The sequence below is a fragment of the Marinobacter sp. KMM 10035 genome (assembly GCF_046537445.1).
Taxonomy (GTDB): Bacteria; Pseudomonadota; Gammaproteobacteria; order Pseudomonadales; family Oleiphilaceae; genus Marinobacter; species Marinobacter sediminicola.
Genome location: NZ_JBBVMG010000001.1, coordinates 2,643,474 through 2,654,908, shown reverse-complemented (window position 1 = coordinate 2,654,908; position 11,435 = coordinate 2,643,474). Strand labels below are relative to the sequence as shown.

The 11,435-nt window shown below is 51.5% G+C and carries 13 protein-coding genes and 1 tRNA gene; 7 read left to right on the top strand and 7 right to left on the bottom strand.

What is annotated here, in order from left to right; all coding sequences use genetic code 11:
- Positions 1–241 precede the first annotated feature (241 nt).
- From AADB16_RS11965 to AADB16_RS11955, 3 genes are read left to right on the top strand one after another with little or no spacing between them, the layout of a single operon-like run.
- Entirely contained in the window at positions 242–1,171 is a 930-nt protein-coding gene (locus AADB16_RS11965; protein ID WP_410803535.1) for a chemotaxis protein CheV, read from the top strand.
- A gap of 39 nt (positions 1,172–1,210) precedes the next feature.
- On the top strand, positions 1,211–2,038 hold the full coding sequence (locus tag AADB16_RS11960) for a CheR family methyltransferase (protein ID WP_410803533.1): 828 nt from the start codon (positions 1,211–1,213) through the stop codon (positions 2,036–2,038).
- Positions 2,039–2,041: 3 nt separating this feature from the next.
- Positions 2,042–3,232 carry an MFS transporter gene (locus AADB16_RS11955; RefSeq protein WP_410803531.1) on the top strand — a complete coding sequence of 397 codons (1,191 nt, stop codon included), beginning with the start codon at positions 2,042–2,044 and terminating at the stop codon, positions 3,230–3,232.
- A gap of 23 nt (positions 3,233–3,255) precedes the next feature.
- On the opposite strand, the gene AADB16_RS11950 is transcribed toward AADB16_RS11955, so the two are convergent.
- Positions 3,256–3,909, bottom strand: a complete 654-nt coding sequence (locus AADB16_RS11950; RefSeq protein ID WP_410803529.1) for a cupin domain-containing protein — start codon at positions 3,907–3,909, stop codon at positions 3,256–3,258.
- Positions 3,910–3,981: 72 nt separating this feature from the next.
- A complete protein-coding gene (locus tag AADB16_RS11945) occupies positions 3,982–4,512 on the bottom strand; it encodes a hydrolase (RefSeq protein WP_410803527.1) in 531 nt (176 codons plus the stop codon).
- A gap of 210 nt (positions 4,513–4,722) precedes the next feature.
- On the opposite strand from AADB16_RS11945, the gene AADB16_RS11940 reads away from it, so the two are divergent.
- A tRNA-Ser gene (locus AADB16_RS11940) sits at positions 4,723–4,813 on the top strand.
- 42 nt (positions 4,814–4,855) lie between these two features.
- On the opposite strand, the gene AADB16_RS11935 is transcribed toward AADB16_RS11940, so the two are convergent.
- Positions 4,856–5,725, bottom strand: coding sequence for a LysR family transcriptional regulator (locus tag AADB16_RS11935; RefSeq protein WP_410803525.1), 870 nt, complete (start codon positions 5,723–5,725; stop codon positions 4,856–4,858).
- A gap of 93 nt (positions 5,726–5,818) precedes the next feature.
- Here AADB16_RS11935 and AADB16_RS11930 point away from each other — a divergent pair, with 93 nt between their 5' ends.
- Positions 5,819–6,319 (top strand): lactoylglutathione lyase family protein, encoded by a 501-nt coding sequence (locus AADB16_RS11930; RefSeq protein WP_410803524.1) that lies wholly within the window; start codon positions 5,819–5,821, stop codon positions 6,317–6,319.
- On the opposite strand, the gene AADB16_RS11925 is transcribed toward AADB16_RS11930, so the two are convergent.
- Positions 6,313–7,002 (bottom strand): haloacid dehalogenase type II, encoded by a 690-nt coding sequence (locus tag AADB16_RS11925; protein ID WP_410803522.1) that lies wholly within the window; start codon positions 7,000–7,002, stop codon positions 6,313–6,315. The genes AADB16_RS11930 and AADB16_RS11925 overlap by 7 nt on opposite strands.
- 163 nt (positions 7,003–7,165) lie before the next feature.
- On the opposite strand from AADB16_RS11925, the gene AADB16_RS11920 reads away from it, so the two are divergent.
- Positions 7,166–7,780 carry a TetR/AcrR family transcriptional regulator gene (locus AADB16_RS11920; RefSeq protein WP_410803520.1) on the top strand — a complete coding sequence of 205 codons (615 nt, stop codon included), beginning with the start codon at positions 7,166–7,168 and terminating at the stop codon, positions 7,778–7,780.
- Positions 7,781–7,871: 91 nt separating this feature from the next.
- Here the strand turns inward: AADB16_RS11920 and AADB16_RS11915 are convergent, their stop codons facing one another.
- Both AADB16_RS11915 and AADB16_RS11910 read right to left on the bottom strand, forming a co-directional pair.
- On the bottom strand, positions 7,872–8,426 hold the full coding sequence (locus tag AADB16_RS11915; protein WP_410803519.1) for a carboxymuconolactone decarboxylase family protein: 555 nt from the start codon (positions 8,424–8,426) through the stop codon (positions 7,872–7,874).
- A 228-nt stretch (positions 8,427–8,654) separates the two neighbouring features.
- Complete coding sequence (locus AADB16_RS11910; RefSeq protein ID WP_410803517.1) at positions 8,655–9,590, bottom strand: LysR substrate-binding domain-containing protein; 936 nt, start codon at positions 9,588–9,590, stop codon at positions 8,655–8,657.
- Positions 9,591–9,711: 121 nt separating this feature from the next.
- Between AADB16_RS11910 and AADB16_RS11905 the strand changes: the two genes are divergently transcribed.
- The gene (locus tag AADB16_RS11905) at positions 9,712–10,755 is read left to right on the top strand and encodes a zinc-binding alcohol dehydrogenase family protein (protein WP_410803516.1); all 1,044 of its coding nucleotides are present in this window, start codon (positions 9,712–9,714) and stop codon (positions 10,753–10,755) included.
- 184 nt (positions 10,756–10,939) lie between these two features.
- On the opposite strand, the gene AADB16_RS11900 is transcribed toward AADB16_RS11905, so the two are convergent.
- Positions 10,940–11,260: a 2OG-Fe(II) oxygenase gene (locus AADB16_RS11900; protein WP_410803514.1), complete on the bottom strand. Its 321-nt coding sequence runs from the start codon at positions 11,258–11,260 to the stop codon at positions 10,940–10,942.
- Positions 11,261–11,435: the final 175 nt, after the last annotated feature.

Here is an 11,435-nt window from a genome sequence, read left to right as displayed (position 1 = left end):
GGGCTTGCAACCGCCGCTACGAGAATGATCCATACTAAAAGCTGGGTGCGCATATCTGCTGGTTTGTCCTATGCTGTCAGTAATACGGCAAATACCACTGAGAATGCCTAAGGATTGCGGCTTTCCGGCCGTTAAACAGGCCTAACCGCTTGCAGGCGACGTTATTGCGTCGCTCTGACAACTCAACATAATAGAAAGCAAAATGTATGCCGGTGATACAGGCCGGCCAGGGGAGACTGCGATGGCAGGGGTATTGGACAGTGTAAATCAGCGCACGCAGTTGGTCGGGCAGAACCGCCTTGAGCTCCTACTTTTTCGGTTGCGCGGCCGCCAGATATACGGCATCAACGTGTTCAAGGTGAAGGAAGTACTGCAGTGCCCCAAGCTGTATTCCATGCCTAACAGCCGTGCAGTGGTTCGCGGTGTGGCACATACGCGGGGCGAGACCATTCCGGTTATTGATCTTGGGATGGCTATTGGTTTGCCAGGGATACCTCAGGAGGACTTGCCCAATAGCTTTGTGATCATCACTGAGTACAATCGCAAAACCCAGGGGTTTTTGGTCACTGGTGTCGACCGAATACTGAACATGAATTGGGAAGATATTCTTCCTCCTCCAAAAGGGGCAGGTAAGGATATCTACCTTACAGCTGTTACCAAGATTGATGATAAGTTGGCAGAAATCATAGACGTAGAGAAGATTCTTTCTGAGGTGTCTCCGATTAGTGACGATGTGACGGAGGCGGTTCGGAACAAGAGCGCGGAAAGAGAAGCCGGACACCTGCCAATTCTTGTGGTGGATGACTCTGCTGTTGCGCGCCGGCAAATTGAGCGTTGCCTTACAGCCATCGGCATGGAAGTGGTTTTGAGAAACGACGGGAAGCAGGCTCTCGAATATCTCAAGGAAGTGACAGCGGATGGCTCCAAGGCAACCGATCATTTTTCATTGACTATCTCGGATGTAGAAATGCCCGAAATGGACGGGTATACACTGGTTACACGAATCAAAAGTGATCCCGCACTCAGTGGGCTCTTTGTTATGCTCCATACTTCACTGAGTGGAGTATTCAACAAGGCGATGGTTAAGAAAGTCGGAGCTGATGATTTCATGGCAAAGTTCAGCCCGGATGAGTTGGCTGAGCGGGTCATGGAAGTGTTAGATCAGGGCTGAGGCTTTTTCGACAGGTAATTCATACAGAACTGAGATCCAATGAAAGCAGAAATTACCCCACAGGAATATGAAGCCTTCAAGTCGTTCCTGCAGGATGCGTGTGGTATTTTGCTGGGCGAAAACAAGCAGTACCTGGTGAAAAGCCGTTTGCGGCGGATACTGGAAGAGAATGATTTGAATTCTCTGGGTGATCTGCTCGGGCTTTTGAAAAAGTCCGGTAGGGCAAGTCTCAGAGAAGTTGTCATTGATGCAATGACCACCAACGAAACCCTATGGTTTCGTGATAACCACCCGTTCCGTATCCTTCAGGAACAACTGCTCCCCGAGTTTGCCGAACGCTCCCCGGCAACCCCATTGAGAATCTGGTCAGCTGCCTGTTCTACAGGTCAGGAACCTTACTCGGTTGGGATGATTGTGGACGAGTTTCGGCGTCAGAAGCCCGGGAAATTGCGCAATGTGAAGGTGACTGCGACAGACATCTCCAAAAGCGTGCTTGAAGTCGCCCGCCGGGGTGAGTACGAGATGATCGCTATTGGCAGAGGATTGTCGCCAGAACGTCAGAGAGCGTTTTTTACACCATCTACCAGCGGCGGCTGGCAGATTCGGCCCGAAATCAAAAGCATGGTGGAGTTCAAAGAGCTGAACCTCCTTGAGCGGTATATGCTGGGCAAATTCGACATTGTGATGTGTCGTAACGTGTTGATCTATTTCTCTGCCGATCATAAGAAAGATATCCTGACCCGCATACACGCCACCCTTAATCCCGGGGGGTATTTGATTTTGGGTGCGTCTGAATCCCTCAATGGCTTGCCCGATCTTTACGAAATGGTTCAGTGCCACCCCGGAATCATTTACAGGAAAAAATAAGCGATGCCCTTCAACGTATGGGTCCTGGTAGCTGCGCAGGCATTGGCCATGTGCACGGCGCCCTTTATTGTGTTTATCGGAAGCATTCAGGGGCGCCTTCTGGCGCCGGCCCCGGAGTACGCAACCCTGCCTGTCGGATTGGTGGTGGTGGGTACTGTTCTCGCCATCAAACCAGCCACCTGGTTGATGGAACGCCTGGGGCGCAAGCGCGTAATGCTGCTTGGAACGTCCATGGGGATGCTGGCGGGCATCCTGGGTGCTCTGGCATCTTGGCTGGCCCTGTTCCCGTTGCTTTGTCTGGCGGCCGTGGTTGGTGGGACGGGACTGGCAGTGGTGCACCAGTATCGCTTCGCTGCGATGGAATCAGTGCCTGCCAGCATGGCTGGGTCAGCTGCTTCACGGGTTTTGCTTGGCGGGCTTATTGCAGCCTGGCTTGGGCCTGAGATTGCGGCACTAGGCAGTGAGGGCGGAACGGATCATCCTTTTTTCACAAGCTGGCTCGCGCTGGCGGGTGTCCAGTTTGCAGCGCTTGTAATACTGAGCCTGGGTTATCGTGCGAAGAGTGAACTGGTAAGGCCTGTTCATGCCAACGGCGGCGGCCGCCCAATGAAAGACATTCTCGCCAACCCTTTGGTTTGGGTAGCGATCAGCGGTGCGGCGATTGGCTATGCCGTGATGAGTTTTATCATGACGGCAACGCCACTCAGCATGACGGAAATGGCGGGGCATGATCTGGACGATGCCAAGCGTGTAATTCAGTTGCACATCATGGCCATGTATTTACCATCGCTCATCAGTGGTTGGCTCACGCGGGTTGTCGGTATACCGCTTATGATGGCAGGAGGGCTTCTTGCCTATCTTGGGTGTATTGTTCTGGCCGCCAGCGGCATTGAGTTTCACCACTACCTTTCGGCGTTGGTGCTATTGGGTATTGGCTGGAACTTTCTGTTTGTGGGTGGCACTACACTGTTGCCGAGGGGCTATACAGATGCCGAACGGTTCAGGGTTCAAGGTCTGAATGATGTGTTCGTGTTCGGCTCCCAGGCCACTGCGGCTCTATCGGCCGGTGTCATACTTTCATGGGTTGGATGGTCTGCGCTTGTGATGGTTGCTGTACCGTTCCTGGTAATCCACGGGTTGCTGATGGTGTTCTGGTTAAGTCGAGGGGATGCCAGAGTCACCGAAACCGAGTAGCGCACAGCACTGTTGGATCACGCTCAATCAATGGGCAGGTGGCCGGTCTTTACCCAGATAATTGTTTCATGCTCCACAAAAGGGTGGTGCTGGCTCATGTGAGGGCTTCGCATCCATGTACCCTGTGGATAGCGCCCATGGTCATCACAAAACTCACCAGAAATAACGAATATCTCTTCGCCTCCGAAATGTCTGTGGGGCTGAAACTTCTCATTGGCTGGCCACTTAACAAGTGCCACATGCTCGTGCTCAAATTCATGCAGTGGCATTACTTCAAGGCCGCCGATTCCTGGTAGCCAGTCGGTATTTTTTGTATCAATCTGCACTGTTTTAAGATCCCGTTCATTAAACTGGTGCAGCTTTACCAGCAGCGTGCAGCCCAACTGACTGAATGGCGCGTGTCCACTTCCGGGTGGGTTACGGAGGTATGTGCCGGCAGGGTAGTCACCGTTTTCGTCGGAAAATATGCCTTCCAGGACCAGTATTTCTTCACCGAGAGGATGCTCGTGCCGGCTGAATGAAGCGCCCGGGTCGTAGCGTACAATACTGGTTGCGTGGCCTCTTTCTGCCTCCTCTCGGGCAAGCGGCTTTCTGACCACGCCCCCTGCGGGGCTGGGAGACCACTCTAGTTCACCAGTGCGGATGACAACCTTGCGGCCAAAATCCATATTCAGCATTTTGTGCCTCTTTAATAAAAGTTGAGACGTTCATTACGACGCAAAACTACGGGTGGATGGGCGGGTTTGCGGCTATTTGATTAACGCTTGAACATCACGGAAGGCGGGGTGCTTGCAGTGCCCCATCCATTCAAACGCGACCATCTCGACCGTGACAATACGAGCACCGCTCGCACTGAGCCGATCAAGTGCCACGTCCCGATCAAATTCATTCCGCGAGCCCGTTGCGTCAGCAACAACCCATACCTTGTATCCGGCATCAATCAGGCTGAGAGCCGTTTGCATCATGCACACATGGGTTTCACAGCCAGCAATAATAATATGCTGTCGGCCTTCGGGCAGGCTTTCCACTAATCCGTCGGGGCAGGCGTCAAAGTGGTACTTTGCAAGAGTATGGTGGCAAAGTTCTTTGATGGCTTCCACGTTAGGTCCCAGCTTTTCCGGCAGCTGTTCGGTGGCTACAACGGGTATGTTCAAAAGCCCTGCAACGGTTGCAAGGGTTGTGCACCTGTCTACTACATCCTGGCCGTAGGCAATGGCTGGCATCAGCTTCTCCTGAATATCTACCAGCAGAAGAATCGATTGGTCGGGTTTCATTAGCATGGATAGCCCCCAAGCTTGGTTAACATACTGAACAGATTGGAAATGCGATGATACTCCTAACGTGAATAGTGAGCACGTTACTGCCTATTATTGGTGCAAACTGGAAATTTTGCCGGGATTTATCGTAAGGGAGTTGCCAAGCGCCCCTAAAACCATTAAAGTTTGCGCCCTCAAATGAGCGACGATATTGCTGATTTGAAACAGGTTATTGGAGAGGTGGCCGAGTGGCTGAAGGCGCACGCCTGGAAAGTGTGTATACGTTAATAGCGTATCGAGGGTTCGAATCCCTCTCTCTCCGCCAATACTGAACCCCAGCAGAAGTGCTGGGGTTTTTTTTGGCGTCTCAAAGCCACTTTCTTGCCTCTGCAATCACTGTATTCATTCTATTCGGCAAAGACTGCTCGCGCCGAACTACAAGGTACAGAGTCTCACTGACTGGTTGCGGCAATTGATGGCTTTTGATGGAGTTTGGCCGATTGAATGCCTCAACAGCATGCGCAGGCAATACGGTAAATCCTAATCCCAAGCTCACTGGTTCCAGGATCAAGCCAATCTGGTTCGAGAAGCCTTTCTTTTTGAACAGGTTGCTGTGTTGAAACTGGGGGAAGTTCGCGCTAAGTAGCATGCTGGCATGATGAGCGCCATCAGGGTGATCGATAAAACCTAGCTGTGTTAATGCTTCCCAGCTTGGGTCAACAACATTTGCAGGCGTGACCAGCAGCAAGGATTCATGTGCAATTGCTTGGCAGCTTACTTTTTCAAGGGTTGGCGCGCTGGTCATGAATCCAATATCGGATTTATAGTCCGCAATAGTCTTTTCAACATCTTTGTTGGGGGCAAACCGGTAATCAATGACCAGTTCAGAATGCTGGCTCTGCAACCCAAGAAGGTGCGGGTAAAGCTTTAGGCCTACGCTTCCAGGCGACATCACCCTTACCAGCCCTTTGTATGGGGGGTCCTCCGCTATTCTTTGATCAAGGCTCGACAGCGCCTGAATGAGCGTTCGCCCTTCAGCGTAAAGGCGTTCACCTGCATCTGTGAGTGAAAACTGCTTACCTTCCCGTAGAAGTAGCGCCACTCCTAATTGATCCTCCAGCTTCCGTATATGCTGACTGACGCCAGATTGGGTCATGTGGAGGCGCTCAGCGGTGCGAGTGAAGTGGCCTGTTTCAACCAAGCTGCAGAAACTTCTTAGCCATGACGTGTTGATCATTATAGTTTGTACTCATCATGATGACAGATGATAATTTTACGCAATCACTCTGCGTTTGTAACCTGATGCGAGGTTTAAACAGGAGGGCAGAGCATGAATAACGTATATCCAAGAAACTTTTCACACATTGGGCTTTCAGTCCCCAACCTGGAAGAAGCGGTCAAATTTTATACCGAGGTGATGGGTTGGTATCTGATCATGGAACCGACTGAAATCGTCGAGGATGACAGCCCCATTGGTGAAATGTGCACAGAAGTATTCGGGAAAGGTTGGGGGAGTTTTCGAATTGCCCACATGTCGACCGGTGATCGGATTGGGGTGGAAGTGTTCCAGTTCAAAAATCAAACCGACCCTGAAGATAACTTTGAATATTGGAAAACCGGCATTTTCCATTTCTGTGTGCAGGATCCGAATCTTGAAGAGTTAGCTGATCGAATTGTTGCGGCGGGTGGCAAGAAGCGAATGGAAAAGCCGCGGTACTACTACCCCGGCGAAAAGCCTTACCGCATGATCTATATGGAAGACCCGTTTGGTAACATTGTGGAGATTTATAGCCACAGCTATGAGCTGATATACAGCGAGCGTGCTTACTGACGACCGATGATCTGATCGGCAAGGGTGGCTAGTTCTGGTGCGATAAGATCCGGAACTGGCACACCAGGAACTGGTAACATGGCGTTGCCGGAGCGGGTAATGAATGCTCCACGGCAACCAGCGGCTTGGGCACCTATAGTATCCCAAAGGTGGCACGCAACGAGGCACAGATCAGCCGGTTTTACTGCCAGTTTCTGTGCGACCAGGCCATAGGTTTCGGGAGCTGGCTTGAATTTACCCGCTGCATCAACGTTGAAATGACGTTCGAAAAAGTGACTCAGACCGGCCGTTTCCAAAGGGGTAGGCGAAGCACCGCTGGCTGAGTTGGTCAATGTCACCAATCGGAACCCGGCGTCGCGAAATCGGGTCAGGGCCGGTGCAGCGTCTGGGTGGGCCGGCATAGTGCTCATGCGTTCCTTCAGCTCCGCAATATCACCATCTCCGACGGTTGCCTGATGAATATTGGCGATCATCTGCAGTGTTCCCACTCCAAGCTCACCAAAGGGTACATAGATGCCTGACAGCGTCATTGTCTGCGAGTAGAGGATCAGCTGCGCGAACCACTCTCTCAGAATGCGTCCATCACCGAAAATGCGATCAAACAAAGGTTCCAGTGTTGTTATATCAAGCAGCGTTTCGTTAACGTCGAAAACGAAAATCGACGGAAATTTGTCGTGTGCCATGGGGTGTATTCCTTCCGTCATTACAGATTCAGCCCGATGTTTGAATGGTCACCTGTCTCACTCACTGTAGCTGGACTTGAATGAACGCTCAATATAAAATTGAGTAATCATTCAAGTTGTCACCGCGTTGTATCGCGGCCCTGTAAAACACTGGAAATGACTTATGGCGCGTGCATCAATTCACAACCGGCAAGATTCGCTGGAACGAGCTCTTCAGCTTTTCTGGCAAAAGGGCTTTCATGCCACCTCGTTAAAAGACCTGGAAAAAGCCCTCGACATGCGGCCGGGTAGTATTTATGCCACCTTTGGAAGTAAAGACGGGCTTTTCCAAGAGGTGCTGGAACGCTATGCCCGCCTTGGTCTGGCAGAACTGGACCGCATCTTTCAAGCTTACGAATCACCCTTGGCAGGGCTGGCGGCATACCTGCGTGGGCTCGGCGGGATTTGTGATAAAGAGTTGCCAAGCCGGGCCTGCATGCTGGTGAAAAGCCTGCTGGAACTTGGCGAGCGAGAACAAATTGCTCGGGACAAGGCTGAAGAGTTACTTGCGGGTATGGAAGTACGCTTTATTGATCATTTTATTGCAGCCAAGAAAGTAGGGGAGCTGGATAGCAGGCTTGATCCCGTTCGCCTTGGCCGACGGCTGCAGGCTGAAATAATGGGGTTGCGGGCGTTTGCACAGCGTGATGTCGATAGTGCAGCCGTGCATGCGCTCGCGGAAGACATGGCTCAGTCTCTGGAAGCGCTGCGAGTTGATGATGTTGCAGAGATAGTTTGATTCATAGTGCGTACCTGCCTGCTTTCGTTGTTACACAAAACACTGGCAAGACGGGGCAGCCACAGAGAGCTGCCTCCGACTTACGGTTTGATTAATCCGCCTTGTGCCACTCAAACTTCTGGAACGGCTTGTCTATCGGCGTGACAGCAAGGTGGTTGGTGTAGTTGCTGATGGTCTTCTGAGCCAAACCAAGAACAACCTCCAGGATCTGGCGTTTGGTGAATCCTGCCTCAAGAAATTTTGTCACAACACTATCGTCAACGTTGCCACGCCCACGCACGATGGCGAGGGTAAAGTTACGTAGGGCCTCCAGTCGTTCAGTGGGCAAGGGCGTTTCGTTACGCAGAGCCTCTGTGATGGCGTCATCAACGTTCATGCTCTTGGCGATGCCGGTGTGGGCAGGAACGCAATAATGGCAGGCATGCTCGACGTTGATGGTCTGCCATACCACTGTGGTTTCCTCATCATCAAAGCTGCTGTCGAGAAACAGCTGGTGGAGGCGTTGATAGCCTTCTAGCAGCCCGGGGGCTTCTGCCATGACCGCATGCAGGCTCGGTATCATGCCAAAAGATTTGAGAGAGGTGTCCAGCAATTCCTGACTCTTTTCCGGAGCACTTTCTTTGTTGTGAAGGGTAAAGTCGGCCATAGAGTGGCTCCTCGTATATAGGCGAATAAAATTTGAATCGCTTTGATTGAGCGCTATCGCCAAACTTGAGTGATCACTCAGTTTTCGGCGCAGCTGTTCAACAACCAATTCGAGAACAGACGATAACTTAACTTGAGTGATCGCTCAAGTTAAGTTTGAACAATCACTCAAAAATGTATGGAGGATGGTTGAGGCTGATGAGTTAAGGGTCCGATGTGATCGCGTTTTTCAGTTGCTAGAATCTTTGGGCAGGATTTCTTTCTCTGACAGGTCTTTCAAAATTTTGGCGCATTTTGTTTTCAGGTGATCTCTTAGAAGGCGCATCGCTGGTGTGATGGACTGTCGACTGGGGCAAATTAACCATAGCTCTGATACTCGTGGCCTGAATTCCGGCATTACGCTAACTACTCGGCCTGCCAACAAGTCATCAGACATGTCGAGGCAGGATTTGACGGCGACACCTTGGCCAGCAACGCACCAGCGCCGCACCAGATCTCCATCGTTGGAAGCACGGTTACCCCGCATTCGTATCTTGAACTGCTGGTCGTTACGGGTGAATGTCCAGATATCGTAGGGGATTTCCTGCAACTGGTAGAACAGCCCGTTGTGAGACGCCAGGTCGTGGGGGTGCCTAGGTGTTCCGTGTTGTTCGATGTATTCCGGAGTAGCGCATAGAATGCCCGGAACATCACAGATTTTAAAACCGTAAAGACTGGCATCGTTAGGTGAGCCGTAACGCAACGCCATGTCGACGGAGTCTCTGTAAAAATCGACATTGCTGTCGCTGATGTTAACGCGGAGGCTCAGGCTCGGGTGCGTCTCCACAAGCTCATCCAGCCAGGGCAGCATCTGGTTGCGCCCGAAATCAGATGATACGGCGATGCGTAGTTCGCCTTCGACGGAATCCTGATCTTCCTGGATGTTATTGCGCGCCAGCTCCAGCATTTGCAGAGCCTGCTCGCATTGAGGAAGGTACTTTTCGCCTGCGCTGGACAGACGCAGTTGTCGGGTGGTTCTTACAAAGAGTTCCACACCGAGGGCACTTTCCACTCGTTTCACTGCAGCACTGGCGGTTGCTGTTCGCATGTTCAGGCTGACGGCAGCGGCAGTAATGCCGCGGAACTCAGCTACCTTGAGTATTACCTGCAGATCTTCAAGCGTCATATTGTCCAAAATAAATTGATAGTGTTTCAGGGATTAGGCTGTTTTTGGCAGTTTAGTAAAGGTTCACACTGATCACCAGTCAAATGCCATAACGGCACTAAGAAACGCAGGAGATCAGCAGATGAAAGCCATAGGTTATAGCGAGTCACTTCCCATTACCGACGAAAATGCACTTATCGATATCGAGCTACCACAACCGAGCGCCAGTGGCCGTGATTTGTTGGTGCAGGTAAAAGCCGTTGCCGTTAATCCGGTGGACTACAAGATTCGCCAGAATGTGCCTGCGGAAGACGGAGAGTACAAGGTGATTGGTTGGGACGCAGCAGGAGAGGTGGTTGCTGTTGGTGAAGCTGTGACCGGGTTCAAACCTGGTGATCAGGTTTTCTATGCAGGCGACCTTACGCGCTCCGGAACTAACGCCGAGTTCCAGTTGGTGGACGAGCGGATCGTTGGCCACAAACCACAGAGCCTTTCCGACTCTGAAGCCGCGGCACTTCCATTGACGACTATTACGGCCTGGGAACTGTTGTTTGAGCATCTGCAGCTCAAGCGGCAAGCACCGGGTGCTCAGGATAAGTCGAATGAAGTCGTGCTGGTTGTCGGTGCTGCTGGCGGAGTGGGTTCTATTCTGATTCAGCTAGCAAAAGCGCTAACCGGAGCAACAGTCATCGCTACCGCATCCCGTGAAGCGTCCAAAAACTGGGTTCAGTCGCTAGGCGCCGATTTTGTAGTCGATCACCGGGAACCTCTCAAACCCCAGATTGATGCGCTGATCGCAGAGGGGCTGCTCGGGGCTGTAACGCATGTGGCCAGCCTGAATGCAACGCAGCAATACTTCGACAGCTATGTGGATCTGCTCATTCCTTTTGGCAGGATTGCATTGATCGATGATCCTGAGTCACTGGATGTGATGAAAATCAAGCAAAAGAGCCTGTCTTTGCATGTGGAATTTATGTTCGCTCGTTCCATGCACCAGGCTACAGACATGAATGCGCAGCATGAGCTCTTGGAACAAGTCGCGAACCTTGTGGATCAGGGGTATATCCGGACAACCGCAGGTAAGCATCTGGGTATTATTAATGCGGAAAACCTCAGGGCAGCACATGCAGAACTGGAAACCGGCCGTGCGGTAGGCAAGGTTGTTCTGGAAGGCTTTGAACCTTAACGACCTGCGCTTGAAAATTTTTAATAGAGAGAACAAACGGATGACGAAGCTTGCCATCATTGCTCATATCACGGTTCATCCCGGACCACCTCAAAGCAGTTGAGGGCTTCACCTTGGATGAAATGAGTCATATTGGCTAAGGCACTGGCTGGAACCTTGGAATAGGGCGCCAGCTGTCATGCCTCTATTGTTGGTCAGCCGAGCCCCAGGGTGCGTGCAGCGCGATACTGAGCAGTACGCGCTTGCCACGCTTGATGGTCGACACGCTGTGATCATATAGATCGGGTCGGAACAGGACGACACGATTAAAAAGAGAGAAGATAGCTCGGTCGGTCTCGAAAACGCCGCCCTCTGCAGGTTTTATCACCACAAAATTCAGTTTGTAGTAGCTTCCGTCCGCCACGGGGTCGTTGTGACGTCTTACGCGATGACCTTTGGGATAGGTGACCAGATTGACGCTTAGGCGCCGGGTGCTGAGTAAGAAGCGGTTGGTGATGCGGTCCATAGTGCAGTCTCCGAAACAGAAAAAAACGGTGTTTGGTGGGTTTTTGAGTGACCGCTCAAATGCTACAGGTTTTGTTAAACCATCGCACGTCAGATTCAGTCCCTAATACCTTTTCGAAATGCTTTTCTCAGAGTAGTTTGGATTTGGTTGACAGCATCAACCAATTTACCTTATG